Origin of the sequence: Chromobacterium violaceum ATCC 12472, from assembly GCF_000007705.1 — a bacterium.
Classification (GTDB): domain Bacteria; phylum Pseudomonadota; class Gammaproteobacteria; order Burkholderiales; family Chromobacteriaceae; genus Chromobacterium; species Chromobacterium violaceum.
Map to the genome: position 1 here is coordinate 1,272,548 of NC_005085.1, position 21,353 is coordinate 1,293,900.

The following is a 21,353-nucleotide window of genomic DNA, read 5'->3' on the forward strand; positions in this document are numbered from 1 at the left end:
CCGCCTTGAGCGGGGCTTGGTTTTTGCGGCGCGGTACGCCGCTCATTGACAATTGCATGGCCGGTCTGCACTGTAGCGGTTTCAATCTGGAGTCCGCGCCATGTCGCGACGCGTTCTGCTGTTGCTCGAGCTGCTTGTCAATTTCCTGCTGCCCTGGCTTTGTTACCGCTGGGCCAAGCCGCATTGGGGCGAGGTGGGCGGGCTGCTGTTTTCCGCCATTCCCCCTATCGTCTGGAGCCTGTGGGAGCTCTGGCGGACGCGGCGCGTGGATGCGCTGAGCATGATGGTGCTGCTGGGCATCGCCCTGTCCTTGCTGGCCATGTTGCTGGGTGGCGGGGAGAAGATGCTGTTGCTGCGCGAGTCGCTGCTGACGGGCTTGTTCGGCATCGCCTTCCTGTTGTCCTTGCTGTTGCCGAGGCCTCTGGTGTTTTACCTCGCCCGGGCCACGATCGAGAGGCGGGAGGAGGGCGGTCGCGAACGCTGCGAGCGCCTGTGGCTGCAAGCGGGTTTCCGCCGCGGGATCAGGGCGATGACGGCGATGTGGGGCGTCGGCCTGGTGGCCGAAATGGCGTTGCGCAGCTGGCTGGCCTGGCATTGGCCGGTGGAGCGTTCAGTCTTGTTGCTGCCATGGGTCAGTTACGGCGTGATGGGCGTGTTGACTGCCGCGACTTGGGTGATGCGCAAGCGCATGGCCCACACCCTGCCGCATGCGGCGGCTAGCGGCTGAAGAGCTGGTATCTTATTGGCATTTTGTATTTATTTGGTATACAATTCGGCCGGTTGGACAAAAAAAGAGGGCCGCGCAAGGCGGCCCGAAGTTCCGTGATGAACACTTAGGAGAACAGGCATCGCCTGGGCTGTATGCGCTGGCAGTCGCACGCAGCTTGCAATACCTGTCAAAATGCACAAGGCCGGTTGGCTACCCATCAGGTTGGCAGACCCGGATGGGAAGCTGGCCGCCTTTGCTTACGCATCGGCGCCGACCACGATGTCAATGTAGCGGTTTTTTGTTGACCGCTTATGTTTTTGCCGCCGGCATCTGTTAAGGATTATGAAGCCGGTGCGCGAGAGGTTTTAAAGAAAAATTCGCAGAGGTGTTGACGGATTGGGTATGATTAGGTATAGTTCGGATCTCTGCACGAAACGCAGCACAGAATTCAGACGCGGGGTGGAGCAGTCTGGTAGCTCGTCGGGCTCATAACCCGAAGGTCGTAGGTTCGAATCCTGCCCCCGCAACCAAATAAAGCAAGCACTTAGGCCAACTTTTCGAAGTTGGCCTTTTTGCTTTTCCGGACCGTGTAACCGCTGTGTAAGCGGATTCGATCCGTCTCGGTCGCTGTGAATCTACGCGGTCAGCAGGCGGTTCCTGCAGGATGCGATGCCTAGCATCCCCTTCCTCAAGCTACCTGTTGTTCTCTACTACCAACTGAACAGTTTGTTGAACCAGCTTTCTACGCGATGCGAGATCGTGGTCCAGGTTTCGCGCAAGATCGTCTTGGCGGCCTCCTTGATCGTGTCCCAGAGCCCACCTATGGATTCCCGCTGCATGGAAGGCGTCACGTACTCGGCGCGGGTCTCCCGCGTGACGCTCCACTTTTTTTCTTTGGGCAGCCTATGGATGATTTGCTCGATCAGGATCTGCAGGCCGTAGCCTTCCACGGCGGAAGTGACGAAGATCTGGGTCAATGGCACGTTGAACAATTGGCTGACCTGCATCTGCTTGCGGCTGATGTTGGTCCGCTGCTGCGGGCCGGGCATGCTGTGGATGAAGTCCCACTCCCGGCAAGGCTCGATCTTGTCTACCTGATTCACCACGAATAGCAACGGAATATCGTGCTCGATCAGATAGGGCAGGATCAGGCGCTGATAGCACTGCTCGTCCACGCTCAGCGCGCGATCATCCGCTTTGATCAGCCACAGCACCAGATCCAGCTCCGGCAGCATCTCTTGATACTGCTTGGCGTAAGCGGCTTCCTTATCCTGGCGTTCGCCGACGCCGGGTAGATCAATCAGCGAGATGCCTTTGCCGTTCTGGTAGGCCAGGGTGTATTCGGAAGCGCCGACGGTGCAGGGGGCCACGTCATCGACTTCGGCCACGTCCTGCCCGAACAGGGCATTGCATAGGCTGGACTTGCCGGCGCCGCTTTTGCCCATCAAGCCAACGGCGGCTTCGTAATTCACCAGCTCTTCGATGCGCTCGCGCAGTTTGTTCAGCTGTTCGTCGCTGAATGCGCCGGCATGGGACTGGAAGGGCTGTTGCAGCCACTGCGCCAGTTCTTGCCGTGAGGCAGGCGGTATCATGATTTTCTCCATGGAATAAAAATAGCACGCCCATCCTCGGTGAGCTGAGGATGGGTGTTATGCCGTCAAAGGGGATCAAAAAGAATGCTGCTCAGCTTGGGGCAGGCCATCGGACCAGGTACCAACTAAGCGGCTGAATAGGCTTTAGCCGGTTAGCTGGGCTTTATTGCAGGTCTTCTTGGCGAATGGCGAGATCACGCCGCGATCTCCCTTCTTGTAAAACCATTTCTGCGCCACGCTCCAGGGGATCTCCATATTGCGACTGTCGTAAAACTTCATATCGCGCATGAAAACCAAATTGGCGGCCGCCTTCAGATTGGTGATCTGCTGCAGGCCTTCCTCGAATCCATCGGCATGGGTGCCATTGGCGATCCAGGTGGCGTGGTGGAAGGCGCAGCCGCCTTGCGCCGCAGCGGTGCCGCCATTCTTCATCCGCTTAAAGTCGCGCTCGGCATCGGCGTAAGCTTTTTCTTCCAGCTTGGATGGGTCTCTGGCATTGCCCACGCAGAATGCTGCGCCGCCCGCGCTGCCTTCTTTTAAACCGTTTAAAGCGCATTGGTAGGCTTCGCGATACTCGGCGGAGTTCTTGCCGCCGGCCGAGAAGGCGGAACTGCAGCTCAGCAAGCTGGCCAGGGCCAATAGGGTCAATTTACGCATCATGTTCTCCACGGTAAGCGCACGATTCTCAGATCGTGCTGTTTGTAAAAGGGTTTAGGTATTGGCAGGGGATTTGCCTTGTTTGCATTGCTGTTCCCATTCAGCCAGCTGATCCTGGCGGATCAAGGCGAAGTCGCCATTCGGGGACGCTTTGCGGAATGCCGCGACCCAGGCCTCCTGGCAGGCGCTGAGGGCGTCGGGTGACTGGGAAGTCTCTTGCGCGCGTTCCCGGTCATAGGCGGAGCTAAGCTGGATTTCGGTGCCGTGTTCGTATTTCCCATCTTGATCCAGAACGCCATCTTTCCAGGTCTGATACGTGCCGTTCAGGGCGCCGTTTGCCCATTCGGCACGCAAGGTCGGTTTGCCGGAGTCGGGGTCGTATGCCTCCTCGATGCCTTCCTTGAGGCCATTGACGTACTTGACCCGGTAAATGACGCGCTTGCCATCAGGCGCATAGCGGATCTGTTCGCCCTGGAGCTTGCCGTTTGCTATCTGGGCGCGCGCGGTCAGGTTGCCGGTATTCGCATCGAAGCCTTCCTCGGTGCCGACCAGGCTGCCGTTTTCCCAGTTCACGTGGTAGATCAGCTTGTGGGTTTGCGGGCTGAAGATTTCCAACTTTCCATTGGCTCGGCCCTTGCTGAAGGTGGCGCTGATGACCGGCTGATCGGAATCTGCGGGCGTGAAGGTCTTGAAGTTTCCATCCAGCAAGCCCTGGCTGAAATTCAACTGCATGACGAGATGGCTGGAATTGGGTGGCTGGCAATCAGCCTTGCCGTCCAGCATCCCATCCTGAATTTCGACCGTGCAGAGGGAGGAGACATCCAGCGGAGAGCCAAGAACGTTCTTAGTCGTGCTGAGAAATGCGCTGATGCCATCCAGACCACGGAAGATCTGCGCGGCAGGCACATTGCTTACCTTGCCGCTGAAGGGCTCATTGGCGCCGCTTTTGTAGATCTTGCCGTTGACGACTTCCGCGTTGCGGAACTCCAGGACATGTCCGGAGCAGCCGGCTAGCGCGACAGCCATCGCGCAGCTGAGCAGCAGGATGCGCGGGAGGGGGTTCATCACAGATTTCCTTATTCGATAGAGGAGAGAACGGGCGATTCGGGATGACGAGGGATATCGCCCCTTTGCATTGAAATTCTACTTAAAAGGTTGAATTTCAACTCTTTGGGCACTTCATGTCAATGGGTTGGTTCACGACCATTAAGGTTGAAATGGAGCGTGTAATGTCAAACCTTGATGTGGAACAGTTGAACCAGCGGATCGGGCAGGCCGTGGCCCGCCATCGCAAGGCGCTGGGGATGAACCAGGAAGACCTGGCGGAGAAGCTGGGCGTTGGCTTGGAAGCGATATCGCGCCTGGAGCGCGGACGCATCAAGCCAACCTTGGTCCGGCTGTTGGAACTGGCTGAAGTCTTGGGTTGCAGCGTGAATGACCTGCTGTCGGAAACCAGCGTCAATCCAGGCGATCAGGCACGCTACCTAGAACAACTGCTGGCTCGTTTGAAGCAGGCGGATCGCCAGTTGGTGGTGGACATGGTGGAGCAACTGAGCGACCGCCTGGCGCAGTGCTGACCCCGGCGCTAGCGCACGCAGTGAAGCTGATCGCGGTAGGCAGCAAACGCGGTTTGATCCGCGAAGCCGCTCAGCGGGAAATACTCTGCATCATCGTCGGCGTCATCCAAATCCACGATCTTCACCTCGCAATCCCCCTGCGAGGCATACACGCCTTCGACTTCCCCACCTGAAATGACGACCAGAATCGCTAGCGACTCGGACGGCACTGTGCTGCCGGTTGCTGCCTGGCTATCCCTATCGCCCTCTTCCCAGTCGTAACTGGGCAAGGCGTCGATCACATCGCCATCCGCATCCAGCCGCATCCAGGTCGCGGCGGGGCAGTTCGACTTAACCCAGCTGGCAATGTGCTGCAGATCGGGATGATCTGGAAACCACTCGGCGGGATCGCTATCGCTTTCACCCAGGGCGATGAAGAAGCCATGGCTGTACTCGGCGTACTCCAGTGCGATCCAGCCGCCGACATTGATCTGCAACCAAGCGTGGGTTTGCTGGCGAATGTGCGAGGTGGAGAGCACGGGGATGGCCATGACCCAGTGTGCGTCTGCTTGTGGATGAAGTGTCGGCATCAGTATTCCTCCGCCAGCATGAGGGTCAGCACTCGGCGCGTTTGCTGGGCATCCCAGGGGGCTTCGCTGCCGAATTCGCTATCCAGCGCGTAGTAGTCGATCTTCCAGAACACGGTATCGCCGTCGATCTGCACCTGGCCAAAGTCGTGCTCCAGATAAGGATCGTTGCTGGCATGGAACACGTGGGCCGCCCGGATCGCGGCGAGGAAGCGCTCAGGTTCGGCCAGTGCGGCAAAGCCTGGCGTGCAGCACACTTGGCCCAAGCTGTGCGTGGAGAACGGCAATCCCGCGCGCAGCTGATCATTGAGTTCGGCGGTGCGCAGTTGATTCAGCAACCAGGCGCCGGTTTGCGGCAGCTTGTTGATGCTCAATAGCAGCGTGGCCGGAGCCGCTTGGTGCGAGCCAGATAGCAGATCGGCAAGCCATTGGCGGATGCCGGTGGCGTCTTGAGCGGGACAAACGCGGCCGTCCAGCGTTTCGATGTGGTGATGCATAAAGAGATCTCCAAATGACGGGCATAAAAAATCCCCTGTCTGGCCAGGCCAGAGCAGGGGAGCGAGGGAAGAGAATGGGTCAGTCCAGCAGCAGTAAAGCGTGTTTGAGGGCGTTTTCTTTCAGCTGCGCGCCCAGGCCGAACCAGGCGGAATCCAGCCGGTGATCCTGGCTGCGGGAGCGGCGGCGGTGATCCACGTATTCAGTTACTGAGTTCAGCAGGCCCCAGGCGGTGCCGCGACTACCGGGCAGCAGCGCGCCGCGTCCTTCGCCGGCATACAGCGAGGTGACTTGCTGCATGGCGCGTGAAACCGGGTCATCCGGCGACGCCATCGCCGGCTCGCGCAGCACAGCGCTGAAATACTGTTTGGCCTCATCGGGCGAGATGGGACGGTTGGCCAATTGCTTGATATCGACAATGAAGCGATCCCAGGCGGACAAACCGATGCCCAGCGACTCCTTGACCAACTTCGGATCAAAACGGGTGGAATGCGGCACTTTGACGCCGCCGCCTTCGCGGCCGACGACAAACTGCAGCGTGTTGTTGCAGACCACGCGCACCGAGGTGAACTGCGCGGTGGTGCAAAGCGTGCCATCGCAGCTGGTGGCCAGCAGCAAGTAAGCATTGACCTGATCCAGGCCTTTGACCTGCGTACCCTGTCCAGTACGCGCCAGCGCCCACAACTTGCGGCCGCCCTTGAGCATGCCGGCCGTTTCCAGCTCAAAGCCGCCTGCATGAACCAGGTCGTTATAGAAATGCAGCACCTCCTGTGGCTGCACCACTTGGTAGCGGCTGGAAACGACCGACAGCGGCGCCAGCGTATCCGAGCGATACAGCACTTTGGCATCGCTGTGAGAGCGGATGTGGATGGCATCGGCAGCGGTGTTGAACAGTACTTCCGCTTCCTGGATCGACCAATCCAGTCCCGCCTCGCGCTGCCAGACCTCGACAGGCTGCCCAGCCGGCAGGCAGTTGCCCAAGCCATGCCAAGGGGTTTGGCCGACATAGGCCATAGTTTCCACTAAATGCGACATATCGAACTCCATGAGGGGGCTTCATCCATTCAAATGGATGAAGGGGAAAGATGAGAACGTTTGGGACAAATCAAGCCCAGTTCAAGTCGATGATATGTAGTTGAAAAAATCTAGATTCGATTAGGAGCGCAGCATGAAAGCCATATTTGAGAAGGCCATCAGCCGAGTAGAGAGGATTTTAAAAGGGAGAAGTGATGAAGTGAAAAGGGTAGAAAGGAGAAAGTACCTGGCTTCGGTTTGTAGCGATGGTGTAACTGTCTCGTCGGAGGTGGGGGAACTGCTAGAGCAGTTATTTGAGCAGATAAGCCGAGCGAAAAAAAGCCCCATGTGCAGCAATGGGGCAAGGGTAGAAATCAAAATGTGATTGAAATGGGTATAAGGTCAGCCACCTTAATGCGCGCTCGCCATCTTGGTGAATGGTCTAACCCTGGTTTTTATTTCCGTAATAATTTCCATGCCTTCCTGCAAATCCACCATATAGTTTCCTGCTTTTATATTTCCGGAAATTTCTACATTGGCAAGCGGCACTGCATAGCGCTCAATGTAGCGTTGGTAGTCCTTTAGCAATAAATCGCAAACCCGCAACATGGTTTGGGGATTGTTAGCCAGGATGGCATGGCCCAGCAGGTCAAAGTTGTGTAGCGTATCCGCGAGCTGCCAAATATCTTTACCATTTTTTAAGCGGTGAGTGCGGCCGGTGGCTTGCCTACTACGCTGTCGGATGGTGGTCGCAATGTGAGCCGTATAGTACAAAAGCCGTGCCAGTTCGCTTGTTAAATTCAGCTCCTGTGTGTTCATTATCCGCACCTCGTTTTATTAGTTTTTAATCCATCTGTCTGTCCGGTTACCGCCAGTCCAGCTGACTGCGCTTGCTAAGCCATCAATAAGTCGAGTAAGTGACTTAGTGCGAAATATTATTGTCTAGCCAATATACAGTCGTGATGAAAACTGATAAGGTGTTGAGTAATATTCAAACGGCATCGGATGGGTTTGCGCATCATGCAAATGATAAGACGATGGCTCAAGGAAAATAATTTTCCTTGACAGTGTTTTGTGGTCATGAGTCACTTTCAACTCAAGATAAAGATCAATATTAATCGAATTTGTTTCGAATGGAACCATCCTAATATTGATACGCCTACTTAATTCAATCAGAGGCTTGCAATGAAAAGCGTACCAGCGATTGCTGCAAAGAAGATCACAGTTAGAATTGTGCCTTGGCTGATCATTTGCCTAACCATGGCCTACATCGACAGAACCAACCTGGCTTTTGCACAGTTTTCCTTGGCGAAATCCTTCGGAATTGATCCATTAGTTTTTGGAACGGCTGCAGGGGTATTTTTTGCTGGATATATTGCCGCAGAGATTCCTAGTAATTTACTGTTGCTTAGATTCGGTGCTCGGAGATGGCTGGCAAGAATTATGATCAGCTGGGGTGTGGTCACGATGTCAACTTACTTTGTCCACACAGATACTCAGCTGTATATTGTCAGATTTCTGCTTGGAGTGTGTGAGGCAGGGTTTTATCCTGGAGTATTGTTTTATTTGACGCGCTTCATTCCAATAGAGAATCGTGCCAGAACCAATTTCCTTTTTATCTCCGCGATTCCGCTATCCGCAGTGATCGGCAGTATATTTTCGGGCTGGTTATTGGAAACGATATCTAAATCGCATTACTTAGGCATGGCTGCATGGCAGTGGTTGTTCTTGACAGAAGGTCTTATGACCATCTTTATTGGTATTGCACTGCTCTTTGTGCTGCCGGAGAGCATCAAGTCTGTAAAGTATTTATCCGATGCTGAAAAACTGCAACTAAGCGCGCACATACAAGCACAGGAAGAAACCAAAGCTGTGATTGGATCACCGCTGAAAGCGCTGTTGGACTTGAAAGTCTGGATATATGCAATCGTGACTTCTGCCTCAGCGTTTTCCATGTATTGCATTTCATTCTGGCTCCCGCAGATCATCAAATCCTTTAATGTTGCCAATACATTGCATATCGGCTTTATCAATGCCATCCCATGGGGCTTGGCACTGGTCGCGCTAGCGTCGTCGTTTTTGATGATCGGCACTATAAAACGGCCAATTTTTGTCTTGTCCCTGTTGTACGGAATTGGGTGCTTATCGTTATCGGCTATCTTGATTAATGGCATAAGCGTGACAACAAAGCTTGGGCTAATTTCGGTTGCAACCACAGCAATTATGCTGACCTATCCTGTATTTTGGTCGTTAGTCAATTTCCTTAAAGGCAAGGCTGCAGCAGTCATCTTTGCTGTGATCAATTCAATTGGCAGCTTGGCTGGGTTTATGTCGCCTATCATGATGGGATACGTCATCAAGGTAACGGGAAGCCCGCAGCTTGGTATCGTAATCATGTCCGGCTTTATGGGATTGGCTGTGATTTTACTTTTTGTGATTCACATTGCTTTTACAGAAAACCAGCGCGCTGCAGCTTTCTGATATGAATGATATCAATGGAGATACATTGCAATGTCAGATTTGCCAGATCTCATAAAAACGCAAATAGACTCCTCAAGACATAGTTGTGGCGTCAAGAATAAAACGCACCAGTTTCTTTATGCGCATAGTCAATACCTTTCTGTTGTGGGAGCTTCATGCCTGGAGGAGATTTTAGGCAGGCACACGTATGACCTTCCTATCAATTCAGTTTCGGAAGGGCACGATTATGATGCTGAAGATGGGATTGTGCTGAGAGAGGAGCGGCCCGTTATTTCATTGCACTGCTTCCGGAATGGATCGATATACAATGAAATTACCTACATCAAAGAGCCGTTATATTCCTCTTCAAATAAATTGGAGTGGGTTTATTTTAGGACATTGAACTATTTGAAGGTGGATACATCAAATAAAATTGATGAGGAAAAGCAAGATAGTGAGAGTGGTCGCGAAAAGGTGTTTAAGTGCCTGTCTAGCCTATCTGACAAAGAATTCAAGATTCTAGAGCTTTTTTGCGCAGGAAAACAACCAAAGGAAATTGCTTTTACTACCAATGCTTCAGTTTCCACCATTTCTAAGGTGCTAGCAAGAATAAAGTCTTCGCTCAATATTAGCAATAACTTCGATATTATCAGAACAATGAATGCCAACAATATGCAGCCATTTCTGCATAGTCGCGCCTCGGATAACTTTGGTGTAGTTTACATGGACATAATGAGGTTGCCATGATGATATCTGATAGTCATGCCCTGTTTGAAGCTGCTGGCTGTGCGATGACCCTCAACAACACAGGCGTCATCACCGACAGTAAGGATTTTGTTTCTACTGCTTTTTGCAATCAGCCGGTATCTGCCTTTCCTCTACTTGAGATCGGAGCGGGATTTGGTTCGAATTCCATTTCAGCTTTGAAAAATGGGCACACGGTCATATGCAATGACTTAAGCAAAGAGCATTTGGAGATTGCTAGCAGAAATGTGCCTGCTGAAATATTGAAACGGATTACATTTATGGATGGTAGCTTTCCTGATGAAATTGATCTGACAGAAAACTCCATTTCATCCATTCTGTGTTGCCGGGTTTTGCATTTTTTCAATGGCCAAGGCATTGATAAAATGCTGAATGCCATGTCTAAATTGTTAATACCCAATGGACGGATTTATGCAACTGTCGAGACGCCATTCATTGCTAATTGGAAGTCTTTTAGGCCGGAATATGAAGCAAGGCTTGCCGCTGGTCATCCTTATCCTGGTTTGATCGAAAATCATCGCATGCACGACAGTATAGCGTTTTCGAATCAAATCCCTGATGTTTTGCATCTGTTTGATCTTGATAGTTTTAAAAAACTATTCACAGATCATGGCTTTGTGATCGAGCAAGCCTCATACATCAATCGACAAGGTGTTTTCCCCGTTGAGTGTTTGTCTGATGATGGTCGAGATAGTGTCGGGGTGATTGCGGTAAAACAGCCCTGATAAATAATACATCGTTTAGATTTGTGATTTTTTGCACGTAAACCAGAGATAGTACAAAAAAGGAAAGCATACATGTCTACCGGTACGATCAATTGGCAGAAAAAAGCAGAGCAATTGCATTTTGAAGGTCGCGCTTACATCGATGGCGCTTATCGGAAAGCGCTGAGCGGCAAAGAGTTCACAACGATCAATCCCGCAACCGGCAAGGTGTTGGCATCTATTGAGTGGTGCGGTAAAGAGGATGTCGAGCTGGCGGTGTGCGCAGCGAGGCGGGCATTTGATGGGGGCGCATGGTCCGAGTTGGCTACGCGTTCGAGGATGGAAATCCTGAAGCGATTTGCTTCGCTCATCCAGGACAATATTGAAGAATTAGCGCTTTTGGAGTCGTTGGATGTTGGCAAACCCATCGCCAACTCCCTAAGCGTTGACATTTCCAATACAGCTTACTGCATCAGTTGGTTTGCCGAGTTGATTGATAAGGCTCCGGGTGAGGTCGTGCCTGTCGATCCGGCGCTGCTTGGCATGGTGACGCGCGAGCCTGTCGGCGTGGTGGCTGCGATTGTGCCGTGGAACTTCCCCTTGATGATGGCAAGCTGGAAGTTTGCTCCGGCCCTGGCCGCAGGCAATGCGGTCATTCTGAAGCCCTCTGAGAAGTCTCCCCTTACCGCAATCCGTGTCGCGGCTCTCGCTGAAGCAGCCGGTATTCCACCAGGTATTTTTCAGGTCTTGCCGGGTGCGGGGGACGTTGGCCAGGCCTTGGCGTCACATCTGGATGTGGATTGCGTCGCCTTTACCGGCTCTACGGCGGTTGGCAAGCAGATCGCTAACTATGCAGCGCAAAGCAACCTCAAGCGCGTGTGGTTGGAGTTGGGCGGGAAAAGCCCGAATATTATCTTGGCAGACTGCAAAGATCTTAAAGAAGCAGCGAAAGCAGCAGCTGGTGCAATTTGTTATAACGCTGGTCAAATGTGTACGGCAGGGTCTCGTGTCTTGGTGGCTAGAGAAATACGCGAAGCCTTCTTGTCTGAACTGAAAGTGGCGATGGCTGATTATCGTCCTGGAGATCCATTGTCACCTGAAACGAACTTGGGTGCGGTCGTCGATCAAAGGCAATTTGATAAGATCTTGTCCTATATAACCCAAGGGCAAAATGAAGGCGCTAAGCTGCTCCAAGGTGGTGCTGCTGTCCAAACTGTTCATCCCAATGGCTTGTTTATTGAACCTGCTATTTTTGACTGCCCGCAGCCCAACTTGACGATCTGCCGTGAAGAAATATTTGGTCCCGTCTTGTCAGTGATTACCTTTGACGATGTGGATGAGGCTGTGCGGATTGCCAACGATAGCCAATATGGTCTCGGGGCGGCAGTGTGGACCCAGAATGTTTCGACCGCGCATAAAGTGGCGCGTCGACTGCGAGCCGGTACGGTTTGGGTCAACTGCTATGAGGAGGGTGGGGATATGAACTTGCCGTTTGGTGGCTATAAACAGTCTGGGAATGGTCGCGACAAGTCATTGCATGCGCTTGAAAAATACACAGAACTGAAGAGTACTCTGATCAAGTTGTAAGCTGGGTAAAAGAGAGGCTTGGCCTCTCTTTTTTATGTTGTCGAGCTTTAAATAGATGCCCTGGGGCTAGTTTTCCTATTTTTTGATGCATATTTTCAAATGTCGGTTTCCGATTGCTGTTCGGTATGTGTGATCTTTTCAGGTCTGCTGAGGGATAAAAGATGCGAGCCCGATAGCACTTGCTTCGTTGAAAATGTCTGAGGTCGGCGGGGAATAATGTAGGGAACCATCTGGTGTAACTTATGCTGTGGCTGATATCTTCACACACTCTCTTGAGTCGCTTTGATATATTTTCTAAAAGCAGTAGTGCTAGTAATAGCATTGCTAATTTTAAAAGTAATTTTTTCGGTGAGAAATTGAAAGCGCCACCAGGCAGGTGCCTGTTGCCAGTTTTGGGATTGCGCACTCGATCACAGCTTCGAGCTGAACCCGCGGCATGTCCTGGTCCAGATTGGCCAGTTCAGCCGGCGAGAGCTCGTAGGGATCTGTTTCTTCTTGCCGGTCTGCTCTAGATCAGAGCAGGTAGCTCGGATGCGATTGGTGAAGCCATTTTTAGGACGAAATGAGTCTTATTCATTCCATCGCTAAGTTGTCTTGAAAATGCCTTTGGTATGGAATAACTTATATCCTTTATTCATTTTCTGGTTGATCCGGGATGACTACGTTTTTTGCGCATTCTGGCAGTGCTGCCGATAAATCCGACTGGCAAACTCTGGTTAACCATCTGGAAAGTGTAGGTAGGCTGGCAGGCGAGTTCGCGCAGGTATTCGGCGCGGAAGAGATGGGACAGGTAGGAGGCTTGCTGCACGACCTGGGAAAATACACTGAAGAGTTTCAACAGCGGCTGTGTGGTGGGCCGCCGGTGGACCATGCCAGTTGGGGCGCAGTGGTGGCGTGCAGCAAGTATCAATCGCTGGGTCACTTGCTCGCGTATGGCATTGCCGGCCATCACGCCGGCTTGGCCAACGGCGAGGAACGTGGCGAGCGATCGTCATTGCGGGAACGGATGGTGAGTGAGCGGCCGGCGTTGGACTCGCGATGGCAGCAGGAGATCGCCTTGCCAGAAGCGTTGCCTCCGCCACAGGGCTTCAAGATGGATAAGGCGCGCAGTGGCTTTCAGCAGTCTTTCTTGGCGCGCATGTTGTTTTCCTGCGTGGTGGATGGCGATTTCCTTGATACTGAGGCCTATTATCGCGGCTTCGATCTCAATCCCAGGCCCTTGCGTGGAGCCTCACTCAGCCTGTCTCGGCTCAAGGTGCAATTGGACTCTCATTTGGCCAGTCTACCGGTTGACGGTGAGGTCAACCGCTTGCGCGGCGAAATCCTGCACGCAGCGCGCGGTAAGGCGGGCCGCCCTCAGGGTTTGTTTTCGCTGACTGTGCCCACCGGCGGCGGAAAGACTCTAGCCTCTCTGGCCTTCGCGCTGGATCACGCGCTGATGCATGGCCTGAGGCGCGTGATTTTCGTCATCCCTTTCACCAGCGTCGTCGAGCAGACCGCCGCTGTATTCCGCCAAGCCTTTGGCGATTTGGGCGAGCAAGCGGTGCTGGAACACCACAGCGCCTTTGTCGATGATCCCGGTAAAGCGCCGGAAGCGCGCGACAAGCTGACTCAGGCGATGGAAAACTGGGATTGGCCAGTGGTGGTGACTACTTCGGTGCAGTTTTTCGAAAGTCTGTTCGCCTCGCGGCCTTCACGTTGTCGCAAGTTGCACAATATCGCGGGTAGTGTCGTGATTTTGGACGAGGCGCAGGCCTTGCCACTGGCTCAGTTACGGCCCTGTGTGGCTGCATTGGATGAGTTGGCGCGTAATTATCGAACCAGCATCGTATTGTGCACCGCCACCCAGCCGGCCTTGAGCGAAAGGGATTTTGTCGGCGGCTTCGCTCAGGTCGAGGAGCTGGCGCAGGACCCTGCGCGTCTGTTCCGCGCATTGGAGCGCGTCACGGTGCGTCATATTGGAGAGGCGGACGACGCTGCGCTTGTCGCGCGTTTTGCCGCTTCGCCGCAGGCGCTGTGCATCGTCAACAGTCGCCGCCATGCGCGTGAGCTGTATCAGGCAATCCGGCATCTGCCCGGTGTGCGCCACCTGACCACGCTGATGTGCGCGCGGCATCGCACCCAGGCTTTGGCTGAAATCAAGATGGATCTGCGAGAGGGCCGCCCGGTGAGATTGGTGGCTACGAGTTTGATCGAGGCTGGAGTCGATATCGATTTCCCCACAGTCTGGCGCGCAGAGGCGGGGCTGGATGCCGTGGCTCAAGCAGCTGGCCGCTGCAATCGGGAGGGACGGCGAGCGGCCAAGGAAAGCGAAGTGCTGATCTTCCGCAACCCTGCCTGGCCACCTCCGCCCGAGCTGCGGCAGGCTGCCCAGGCCGCCGCCGAAACGCTGCGCCATCATCAGGGCTCACCGCTAGACCAGGACGCGATACGTGGCTATTTCACCCAGCTTTACTGGGACAAGGGCGAGCGGGCGCTGGACAAGAACGGCCTGCTGGCCCTGCTGTCTGCCTGCCGGGTGTACAACTTGCCTATGGAGCGGCTGGACCGCGACTTTCGCATGATCGAATCGGCGCTGCAGCCTGTCATCGTGCCTTTCGACGACGCCTCGCGCGAGGCGCTGGCCAAGTTGGCTTACACCGAGGGCTGCGGCCAGTTGGCCCGCGCGCTGCAACCGTATCTGGTGCAGATACCGTGCAGGGCCTTCGACGCGCTGCGCGCGGCGGGCGCTATCCAGCCGGTGAATCCCAGCCGCTTCGGCGACCAATTCATGCAGCTGCTCAATCCGGCGCTCTACGACGCCGAGCATGGCTTGAGCTGGGATGATCCGACCTTTGTCGAGGCGGAGAAGAATATTTGGTGAACCCACAGCTTAATTGAAATTTTTAAGAAAGGGGCTATCGTGTATTTATGCTTGCATGGGGAGTGCCTCCCGGTATGGACGATCAAAGAAAACAAGTGAAGTTGACATTTCGATGTCAGATTCGTAATGGGCTATTGGACTTCCTGCTGAGAGGGCTGGTTTTCGCGTTGCCGGCATTGTCGCGTTAGTTTCCTTAGTCCTTTCGGGAGTCTCATGGTGGAGAAATTAACGTGCGGATTGAAACAATTAGGCTGTTCGTACTAGGAGCAGGCCCATGGAATGATCCATGGGCCTGCTTTTTGAGGAGGGCATGATGAGCTACGGAATCAGAATCCATGTCTGGGGCGCGCGCGCCTGCTTCACTCGGCCGGAGATGAAGGTGGAGCGCGTGTCTTACGATGTGATCACGCCATCCGCGGCGCGCGGCATTTTGGAGGCGGTGCACTGGAAGCCTGCCATCCGCTGGGTGGTGGACCGCATCGGCGTATTGAAGCCGATACGCTTCGAATCGATACGCCGCAACGAAGTGGGCAGCAAGTTGTCCGCCGCCGGCGTGGCCAAGGCGATGAAGGCCGGCCGGGTGGATGGCTTGGCCATGCTGGTGGACGATGATCGCCAACAGCGCGCCGCCACCGTGCTGCGCGATGTCGGCTATGTGATCGAAGCCCATTTCGAACTGACCGGCAAGGCCGGGGCGGACGACAGCGTGGGCAAGCACCTGGACACCTTCAAGCGGCGCGCGCGCAAAGGCCAGCACTTTCACGCGCCCTGCCTGGGCACGCGGGAGTTCGCTGCCAGCCTGGAGTTGGTGGACGATGGCGAAGCGGGGCCGCAGCCCGACACCAGCCTGGCCGGCGCGCGAGACCTGGGCTGGATGCTGCACGACATCGATTTCGCTGACGGCATGGCGCCGCGTTTCTTCCGCGCGGAGATGCGCGACGGCTGGATCGCGGTGCCGCCGTGGCGGGAGGCGCGCGCATGATACTGACCGAGCTGCTTGATTACTACCAGCGCCAGGCCGTGCTGGACACGGTGCCGCGCTTCGGCTTCAGCAGCGAAAAGATCAGCTACGCGCTGTTGCTGAATGAAGCAGGGCAGTTGGCCGACCTGCCGCGCGACATCCGCGTGGCCAAGGGTAAGCGTTACGAAGGGCGTGTATTGAACGTGCCGCAGCCGGAGAAGCGGACGGCGGGCATCCGGGCCAACTTTCTATGGGACAAGACCGGCTATGTCTTGGGCGTTGGCGCCAAGTCCGGCGGCCGAGTGGCCGACGAGCACGCGGCTTTCAAGGCGCTGCATGCGAAGTGGCTGGCGGACAGCGAGGATGAAGGGCTGCGCGCCTTGCGCCGTTTTTTGCAGGACTGGCGGCCGGAGCAGTTCGACGCCTTTCCGCCCGAGCTGCAAGAAAGCCTGCGCGACGCCAATGTGGTGTTCCGGTTGGATGGCCGGCGCGAATATGTGCACGAAAGCCCCACCGCGCAGCAGCTGCGCGCGCGCATGCTGGCCGAAGGCGGAGGCGATACGGGCATGTGCCTGGTGAGTGGCGAAACCGCGCCGCTGGCCCGGTTGCATCCGGCGATCAAGGGAGTCAATGGGGCGCAAAGTTCGGGCGCCTCCATCGTGTCGTTCAACCTGGAGTCGTTTGCCTCGTACGGGAAAAGCCAAGGCGCCAACGCTCCCATCTCCGAATTCGCCGCCTTCGCCTACACCGCGGCGCTCAACCACCTGCTGCGGCGCGAAGAGGATAACCGCCAGCGGCTACAGATTGGAGACGCCACCGTGGTGTTCTGGGCGCGGGCCGCTAGCGCCGAGGGCGCTGTGGCGGCCGAGGCTGCCTTTGCGGACTGGCTGGACCCGCCGGCCGACGACGCCTCCGAAGCCCAGCGCGTGCTGGCGGCCTTGCAGGACATCGCCGACGGCCGCCCGGCCGCCGAGCTGGGCCTGCGGCTGGAGCCGGACACCCGGTTGTTCGTGTTGGGTCTGGCGCCTAACGCCTCCCGCCTGTCCATCCGGTTTTGGGAATGCGGCCGCTTGGAAAGTTTCGCCACCCGCTTGGCCGCGCACTATCGCGATCTGGAGCTGGCGCCGTTGCCGTGGAAGCGGCCGCCCGGCGTCTGGCGGCTGCTGTACGCCGTCGCAGCCCAGGGCAAGGCCGAGAACGTGCCGCCGCAACTGGCCGGCGAGCTGGCCCGTTCCATTTTGGGTGGCGGCCGCTATCCCCGAAGTTTACTTGTCAACGCAATCATGCGCATGCGCGCCGACGGCGAATTGTCCGGCACGCGTGTCGCATTGTGCAAAGCCGTGCTCGGGCGCGATCAGCGTCTGGGCGTCGCCGGCATCAACCTGGAGCTACCCGTGAGTCTGGACATTGCCAACCGAGATCCCGGCTATCTGCTGGGCCGCCTGTTCGCCGAGCTGGAAAGCATCCAGCGTGGCGCGCTGGGCGAGAAAATCAACGCCACCATCCGTGACCGCTACTACGGCGCGGCTTCCGCCACGCCGGCCAATGTGTTTCCGTTGTTGCTGCGCAACGCCCAGCACCATCTGAGCCGGCTGCGCAAGGACAAGCCGGGTCTATGGAAGACGCTGGAGCGGGATCTGGCTGACATCATCCACGGACTGGATGCGCCCTTGCCGCGCAATCTGGGGATCGCCGCCCAAGGCCAGTTTGCCATCGGCTACTACCACCAGGCCCACGCCTATTACCACAACAAGGGCGGCGATGCGGCCGCTAGCGAAGAAACCGAAGAATAAGGAGCCCGACATGAGCCTCGCCAACCGTTATGAGTTCGTCTATCTGTTCGACGTCAGCAACGGCAATCCCAACGGCGATCCGGACGCCGGCAACCTGCCGCGGCTGGACCCGGAAACCAATCAGGGCTTGGTCACCGATGTTTGCCTCAAGCGCAAGCTGCGCAACTATGTGGCGCTGGAGAAGGAGAACGAGCCCGGCTTCGCCATCTATATGCAGGAAAAATCGGTGTTGAACCACCAGCACAAGCGCGCTTACGAGGCGCTGAGCCTGGAGCCGGAGCCGAAGAAACTGCCCAAGGACCAAGCCAAGGCCCGCGAGCTGACCGCCTGGATGTGCAAGAACTTTTTCGATGTCCGCGCCTTTGGCGCGGTGATGACCACCGAAGTCAACGCCGGCCAGGTGCGCGGCCCCATCCAGCTCACTTTCGCCACCTCCATCGATCCGGTGGTGCCGTTGGAAGTGTCGATCACGCGGATGGCGGTGACCAATGACAAAGACCTGGAAAAAGAGCGCACCATGGGCCGCAAACACATCGTCCCTTACGGCCTTTACCGCGCGCACGGCTTTGTTTCCGCCAAGCTGGCCGAGCGCGCCGGCTTCGGCGAGGAAGATTTGCAGCTGCTGTGGCGCGGCCTGATCAATATGTTCGAACACGACCGCTCGGCCGCGCGCGGCGAAATGACGGCGCGCAAGCTGATCGCGTTCAAGCACGAGTGCGCGCTGGGCAACGCGCCGGCGCATCGCCTGTTCGATTCGGTCCGCGTGAGCCGGGCGGACGGCGCTGGGGACAGTCCGGCGCGTGGTTTCACCGATTACCGGGTGGAACTGGACCGCGCCGTCCTTCCCGCAGGCGTGGAGGTGCTGGAGCTGCTGTAGGAGGACGCTCGATGGAAGACGACGACCTGCTCCCGCTGTCCGCCTTGCAGCACTATCTGTATTGTCCTCGGCAATGCGCGCTGATCCACTTGGAGCAGCAGTGGGAAGACAATGCGCAAACGGCCGAAGGGCGCTTGCTGCACGAGCGGGCGGATAAGCCGGCCATGGAAACGCGGCGCGGGGTGCGCACCGCCAGCGCCATGGCGCTGGCCTCGCCCAGGCTGGGCATCGCCGGCGTCGCCGACATCGTCGAATTCCACGACTGGTCCGATGGCGAGCGGGCTTATCCGGTGGAGTACAAGCGCGGACGGCCCAAGGCGCACCGCGCAGACGAAGTGCAGCTTTGCGCCCAGGCGTTGTGCCTGGAAGACATGCTGGGCGCGGCCATACCGGAAGGCGCGCTGTATTACGGCAAAACGCGCAGACGGCGGCCGGTTGCGTTCGACAACGCCTTGCGGCGGCTGACGCTGGAAACGATAGCCGCCGCGCGCGCGATGTTCGATAGCCGGCAGACGCCGCGCATGGGCTACGAGGCGCGCCGCTGCGACGCCTGCTCGCTGTTGGAGCGCTGCCAGCCGCGCCTGCTGGACCGCGCCCAGAGCGTGGACCAATGGCTAAAACAGCAATGGGACGCCTGAGATGAGACGACAGCTCAACACAGTTTACGTCACCACGGAAGGCGCGTGGCTGCGCAAGGACGGCGAGAATCTGGTGATGGAAGTGGAAGGCAGCGAGCGCGCCCGCCTGCCAGTGCATATGCTGGAAGGCCTGGTTTGCTTCGGCCGCGTGCTGGTATCGCCGCCGCTGATGGGATTTTGCGCCGAGCGCGGCATCGTCATCAGCTATTTGAGCCCAAATGGCCGTTTCCTGGCGCGGGTGGAAGGGCCGGTTTCCGGCAATGTGCTGCTGCGCCGCGCGCAATACCGCGCCAGCGACGATGGGCCGGCCAGCGCGTCGCTGGCGCGGCACCTGCTGCTAGGCAAGCTGCACAACCAGCGTGCGGTGCTGTCGCGCGCGCTGCGAGACCATGGCGAAGGGCTAAAAAATGAAGCCCGCAGCGAACTGGAGCAAGCGCGCAAACGGTTGAGTCGGCTGGCCGACAAACTATGGCATGTCGACGATCTGGACGCCTTGCGCGGGGTGGAAGGCGAGGCGGCGCAGAACTATTTCGCCGTGTTTCCGCATTTGTTGCGGATGGACGACCCCGCCTTGCGTTTTGCCGGCCGCAGCCGCCGGCCGCCGCGGGATCCGGTCAACGCCGTATTGTCCTTCCTGTATACCCTGCTTACGCATGATTGCCGTTCCGCGTTGGAGAGCGTGGGGCTGGACCCTACGGTGGGCTTTCTGCATCGGGACCGCCCAGGCCGTCCCAGCCTGGCACTGGATCTGGTGGAGGAGTTCCGGCCGGTTCTGGCCGACCGCCTGGCCTTGTCCTTGTTCAACCGCAGGCAATTGGCGGCCAAGGATTTCCGCGGCCAGGACAACGGCGGCGTGCTGCTGAGCGACGAGGCGCGCAAAACAGTGCTGGTGGCTTACCAGGAGCGGAAGCGGGACAGCCTGCTGCATGCCTATCTGGATGAAAAGGTCGAACTGGGCCTGTTTCCAGCCATACAGGCCCAATTGCTGGCCAGGCATTTGCGCGGCGATCTGGACGCTTATCCGCCATTCTTGTGGAAATAGGAGGACCGGAAAATGATGGTGCTGGTCAGTTACGACGTCCGCACCCAGGATAAGGAGGGTGCCGTTCGCTTGCGCAAGGTGGCGAGGGCATGCCGCAATTTTGGCCAGCGCGCCCAGTACTCGGTGTTCGAAATCGAAGTGGAGCCGGCGCAATGGGTATTGCTGCGTGACAAGCTGTGCGCGTTGATCGACCCCAAGCAGGACAGCCTGCGCTTCTACTATCTAGGCGGCAACTGGAAGCAGAAAGTCGAGCACGTCGGCGCCAAGCCCGTGTTGGACCTGCAAGGTCCGCTGGTTTTTTAAGCGCGGATGCCTGGCGCGAACCGGAAGTGGCAGCCGAATCCCTAGCAGGTTCGCGTGGGCGGGGGAGGCCCCGCGCCGCCTGCATCATTCTCCTTGAGCCCGGTGGGTAGGGCTTGGAAATCTGCCTCGCTGATCAGGTTCGCGTTTTTCGGTTGAAAATACCATTGGAAACAAATGGTTTGTAGTACCCAGTCGCGCCCAACGCGGGCGCGTGGATTGAAACCTTCTGGTCGCGCAAGCCAAAGCCGTCCACGCGCGTCGCGCCCAACGCGGGCGCGTCGCGCCCAACGCGGGCGCGTGGATTGAAACTGCTCGTATGCTGACATGTGCGGTCGTAATATTGAGTCGCGCCCAACGCGGGCGCGTGGATTGAAACGGCTGCTTCCTGGGCGCGCTTGCCGGCGAAGATGTCGCGCCCAACGCGGGCGCGTGGATTGAAACTTGTCAACGACGCTAATCGTCATCCCCGGCGAGAGGTCGCGCCCAACGCGGGCGCGTGGATTGAAACTTATGCTCCGGTGCCGCTGCAAGCTGGCGACCTGGTCGCGCCCAACGCGGGCGCGTGGATTGAAACTTCAACACCGACCTGGCCGAGGTCTACATCCCGGGTCGCGCCCAACGCGGGCGCGTGGATTGAAACATAAGTTGAGGCCGACTATACCAGCGAACTGGCATAGTCGCGCCCAACGCGGGCGCGTGGATTGAAACGTACCCGTGTTGTCCGAACCACTGCTGCCACCGCGTCGCGCC

Annotated in this window: 21 protein-coding genes, 1 tRNA gene and 1 CRISPR repeat array (1 of these 23 cut by a window edge); of the genes, 15 read left to right on the top strand and 7 right to left on the bottom strand. The window is 56.9% G+C overall.

Annotated elements, in window-relative coordinates:
- Window positions 1–100: 100 nt before the first annotated feature.
- A complete protein-coding gene (locus CV_RS05920; protein WP_011134763.1) occupies window positions 101–727 on the top strand; it encodes a VC0807 family protein in 627 nt (208 codons plus the stop codon).
- A gap of 435 nt (window positions 728–1,162) precedes the next feature.
- A tRNA-Met gene (locus CV_RS05925) sits at window positions 1,163–1,239 on the top strand.
- 180 nt (window positions 1,240–1,419) lie between these two features.
- On the opposite strand, the gene CV_RS05930 is transcribed toward CV_RS05925, so the two are convergent.
- The 3 genes from CV_RS05930 to CV_RS05940 all read right to left on the bottom strand — a co-directional run bounded on the left by CV_RS05930 (window position 1,420) and on the right by CV_RS05940 (window position 4,023).
- Entirely contained in the window at window positions 1,420–2,301 is an 882-nt protein-coding gene (locus CV_RS05930) for a GTPase family protein (protein ID WP_011134765.1), read from the bottom strand.
- 144 nt (window positions 2,302–2,445) lie between these two features.
- Window positions 2,446–2,961, bottom strand: a complete 516-nt coding sequence (locus CV_RS05935; RefSeq protein ID WP_147296210.1) for a hypothetical protein — start codon at window positions 2,959–2,961, stop codon at window positions 2,446–2,448.
- 51 nt (window positions 2,962–3,012) lie between these two features.
- Entirely contained in the window at window positions 3,013–4,023 is a 1,011-nt protein-coding gene (locus tag CV_RS05940; protein WP_011134767.1) for a toxin-antitoxin system YwqK family antitoxin, read from the bottom strand.
- A 164-nt stretch (window positions 4,024–4,187) separates the two neighbouring features.
- Between CV_RS05940 and CV_RS05945 the strand changes: the two genes are divergently transcribed.
- Window positions 4,188–4,535, top strand: a complete 348-nt coding sequence (locus tag CV_RS05945) for a helix-turn-helix domain-containing protein (RefSeq protein WP_011134768.1) — start codon at window positions 4,188–4,190, stop codon at window positions 4,533–4,535.
- An 8-nt stretch (window positions 4,536–4,543) separates the two neighbouring features.
- Here CV_RS05945 and CV_RS05950 read toward each other — a convergent pair whose 3' ends face one another.
- From CV_RS05950 to CV_RS05960, 3 genes are all read right to left on the bottom strand, one after another.
- A complete protein-coding gene (locus CV_RS05950; RefSeq protein ID WP_011134769.1) occupies window positions 4,544–5,104 on the bottom strand; it encodes a hypothetical protein in 561 nt (186 codons plus the stop codon).
- Window positions 5,104–5,598, bottom strand: a complete 495-nt coding sequence (locus tag CV_RS05955) for a DUF3768 domain-containing protein (RefSeq protein ID WP_011134770.1) — start codon at window positions 5,596–5,598, stop codon at window positions 5,104–5,106. Before CV_RS05955 ends, CV_RS05950 begins: the two co-directional genes overlap by 1 nt.
- A 79-nt stretch (window positions 5,599–5,677) precedes the next feature.
- Window positions 5,678–6,631, bottom strand: a complete 954-nt coding sequence (locus CV_RS05960; RefSeq protein ID WP_043597466.1) for a DUF932 domain-containing protein — start codon at window positions 6,629–6,631, stop codon at window positions 5,678–5,680.
- Between the two features lie 133 nt (window positions 6,632–6,764).
- On the opposite strand from CV_RS05960, the gene CV_RS23355 reads away from it, so the two are divergent.
- Complete coding sequence (locus tag CV_RS23355; RefSeq protein WP_147296209.1) at window positions 6,765–6,995, top strand: hypothetical protein; 231 nt, start codon at window positions 6,765–6,767, stop codon at window positions 6,993–6,995.
- Between the two features lie 26 nt (window positions 6,996–7,021).
- On the opposite strand, the gene CV_RS05965 is transcribed toward CV_RS23355, so the two are convergent.
- The gene (locus CV_RS05965; RefSeq protein WP_011134772.1) at window positions 7,022–7,429 is read right to left on the bottom strand and encodes a hypothetical protein; all 408 of its coding nucleotides are present in this window, start codon (window positions 7,427–7,429) and stop codon (window positions 7,022–7,024) included.
- Between the two features lie 366 nt (window positions 7,430–7,795).
- Here CV_RS05965 and CV_RS22725 point away from each other — a divergent pair, with 366 nt between their 5' ends.
- The 11 genes from CV_RS22725 to cas2 all read left to right on the top strand — a co-directional run bounded on the left by CV_RS22725 (window position 7,796) and on the right by cas2 (window position 20,603).
- Window positions 7,796–9,091: an MFS transporter gene (locus tag CV_RS22725; protein WP_011134774.1), complete on the top strand. Its 1,296-nt coding sequence runs from the start codon at window positions 7,796–7,798 to the stop codon at window positions 9,089–9,091.
- A gap of 30 nt (window positions 9,092–9,121) precedes the next feature.
- Window positions 9,122–9,817, top strand: a complete 696-nt coding sequence (locus tag CV_RS22730; protein ID WP_011134775.1) for a helix-turn-helix transcriptional regulator — start codon at window positions 9,122–9,124, stop codon at window positions 9,815–9,817.
- Window positions 9,814–10,560: a class I SAM-dependent methyltransferase gene (locus tag CV_RS22735; protein ID WP_011134776.1), complete on the top strand. Its 747-nt coding sequence runs from the start codon at window positions 9,814–9,816 to the stop codon at window positions 10,558–10,560. The genes CV_RS22730 and CV_RS22735 overlap by 4 nt, the downstream gene beginning before the upstream one ends.
- A gap of 72 nt (window positions 10,561–10,632) precedes the next feature.
- On the top strand, window positions 10,633–12,126 hold the full coding sequence (locus CV_RS05975; protein WP_011134777.1) for an aldehyde dehydrogenase: 1,494 nt from the start codon (window positions 10,633–10,635) through the stop codon (window positions 12,124–12,126).
- 655 nt (window positions 12,127–12,781) lie between these two features.
- A complete protein-coding gene (locus CV_RS05980; protein ID WP_043595621.1) occupies window positions 12,782–14,989 on the top strand; it encodes a CRISPR-associated helicase/endonuclease Cas3 in 2,208 nt (735 codons plus the stop codon).
- Window positions 14,990–15,302: 313 nt separating this feature from the next.
- A complete protein-coding gene (cas5c, locus tag CV_RS05985; protein ID WP_043597473.1) occupies window positions 15,303–15,971 on the top strand; it encodes a type I-C CRISPR-associated protein Cas5c in 669 nt (222 codons plus the stop codon).
- On the top strand, window positions 15,968–17,743 hold the full coding sequence (gene cas8c, locus CV_RS05990; protein ID WP_011134781.1) for a type I-C CRISPR-associated protein Cas8c/Csd1: 1,776 nt from the start codon (window positions 15,968–15,970) through the stop codon (window positions 17,741–17,743). Before cas5c ends, cas8c begins: the two co-directional genes overlap by 4 nt.
- Before the next feature lie 10 nt (window positions 17,744–17,753).
- A complete protein-coding gene (cas7c, locus tag CV_RS05995; RefSeq protein WP_011134782.1) occupies window positions 17,754–18,620 on the top strand; it encodes a type I-C CRISPR-associated protein Cas7/Csd2 in 867 nt (288 codons plus the stop codon).
- Between the two features lie 11 nt (window positions 18,621–18,631).
- Window positions 18,632–19,258, top strand: a complete 627-nt coding sequence (gene cas4, locus CV_RS06000) for a CRISPR-associated protein Cas4 (RefSeq protein ID WP_011134783.1) — start codon at window positions 18,632–18,634, stop codon at window positions 19,256–19,258.
- A gap of 1 nt (window position 19,259) precedes the next feature.
- Complete coding sequence (gene cas1c / locus CV_RS06005) at window positions 19,260–20,300, top strand: type I-C CRISPR-associated endonuclease Cas1c (protein WP_011134784.1); 1,041 nt, start codon at window positions 19,260–19,262, stop codon at window positions 20,298–20,300.
- Between the two features lie 12 nt (window positions 20,301–20,312).
- Window positions 20,313–20,603, top strand: a complete 291-nt coding sequence (cas2, locus tag CV_RS06010; protein ID WP_011134785.1) for a CRISPR-associated endonuclease Cas2 — start codon at window positions 20,313–20,315, stop codon at window positions 20,601–20,603.
- 191 nt (window positions 20,604–20,794) lie between these two features.
- Window positions 20,795–21,353: a CRISPR direct-repeat array (repeat unit 32 nt; unit sequence GTCGCGCCCAACGCGGGCGCGTGGATTGAAAC) (it continues 1,151 nt past the right edge of the window).

Excerpts from the sequence above, each read along its gene's own strand:
- CV_RS23355 (WP_147296209.1), top strand. The coding sequence starts at position 6,765 with ATGAAAGCCATATTTGAGAAGGCCATCAGCCGAGTAGAGAGGATTTTA.
- cas1c (WP_011134784.1), top strand. The coding sequence starts at position 19,260 with ATGAGACGACAGCTCAACACAGTTTACGTCACCACGGAAGGCGCGTGG.
- CV_RS05935 (WP_147296210.1), bottom strand. The coding sequence starts at position 2,961 with ATGATGCGTAAATTGACCCTATTGGCCCTGGCCAGCTTGCTGAGCTGC.
- CV_RS05965 (WP_011134772.1), bottom strand. The coding sequence starts at position 7,429 with ATGAACACACAGGAGCTGAATTTAACAAGCGAACTGGCACGGCTTTTG.
- CV_RS05960 (WP_043597466.1), bottom strand. The coding sequence starts at position 6,631 with ATGTCGCATTTAGTGGAAACTATGGCCTATGTCGGCCAAACCCCTTGG.
- CV_RS22735 (WP_011134776.1), top strand. The coding sequence starts at position 9,814 with ATGATGATATCTGATAGTCATGCCCTGTTTGAAGCTGCTGGCTGTGCG.
- CV_RS05930 (WP_011134765.1), bottom strand. The coding sequence starts at position 2,301 with ATGATACCGCCTGCCTCACGGCAAGAACTGGCGCAGTGGCTGCAACAG.
- CV_RS05955 (WP_011134770.1), bottom strand. The coding sequence starts at position 5,598 with ATGCATCACCACATCGAAACGCTGGACGGCCGCGTTTGTCCCGCTCAA.
- cas4 (WP_011134783.1), top strand. The coding sequence starts at position 18,632 with ATGGAAGACGACGACCTGCTCCCGCTGTCCGCCTTGCAGCACTATCTG.
- cas7c (WP_011134782.1), top strand. The coding sequence starts at position 17,754 with ATGAGCCTCGCCAACCGTTATGAGTTCGTCTATCTGTTCGACGTCAGC.
- CV_RS05945 (WP_011134768.1), top strand. The coding sequence starts at position 4,188 with ATGTCAAACCTTGATGTGGAACAGTTGAACCAGCGGATCGGGCAGGCC.
- CV_RS05940 (WP_011134767.1), bottom strand. The coding sequence starts at position 4,023 with ATGAACCCCCTCCCGCGCATCCTGCTGCTCAGCTGCGCGATGGCTGTC.
- CV_RS22725 (WP_011134774.1), top strand. The coding sequence starts at position 7,796 with ATGAAAAGCGTACCAGCGATTGCTGCAAAGAAGATCACAGTTAGAATT.
- cas8c (WP_011134781.1), top strand. The coding sequence starts at position 15,968 with ATGATACTGACCGAGCTGCTTGATTACTACCAGCGCCAGGCCGTGCTG.
- CV_RS22730 (WP_011134775.1), top strand. The coding sequence starts at position 9,122 with ATGTCAGATTTGCCAGATCTCATAAAAACGCAAATAGACTCCTCAAGA.
- CV_RS05950 (WP_011134769.1), bottom strand. The coding sequence starts at position 5,104 with ATGCCGACACTTCATCCACAAGCAGACGCACACTGGGTCATGGCCATC.
- CV_RS05975 (WP_011134777.1), top strand. The coding sequence starts at position 10,633 with ATGTCTACCGGTACGATCAATTGGCAGAAAAAAGCAGAGCAATTGCAT.
- CV_RS05980 (WP_043595621.1), top strand. The coding sequence starts at position 12,782 with ATGACTACGTTTTTTGCGCATTCTGGCAGTGCTGCCGATAAATCCGAC.
- cas5c (WP_043597473.1), top strand. The coding sequence starts at position 15,303 with ATGAGCTACGGAATCAGAATCCATGTCTGGGGCGCGCGCGCCTGCTTC.
- CV_RS05920 (WP_011134763.1), top strand. The coding sequence starts at position 101 with ATGTCGCGACGCGTTCTGCTGTTGCTCGAGCTGCTTGTCAATTTCCTG.
- cas2 (WP_011134785.1), top strand. The coding sequence starts at position 20,313 with ATGATGGTGCTGGTCAGTTACGACGTCCGCACCCAGGATAAGGAGGGT.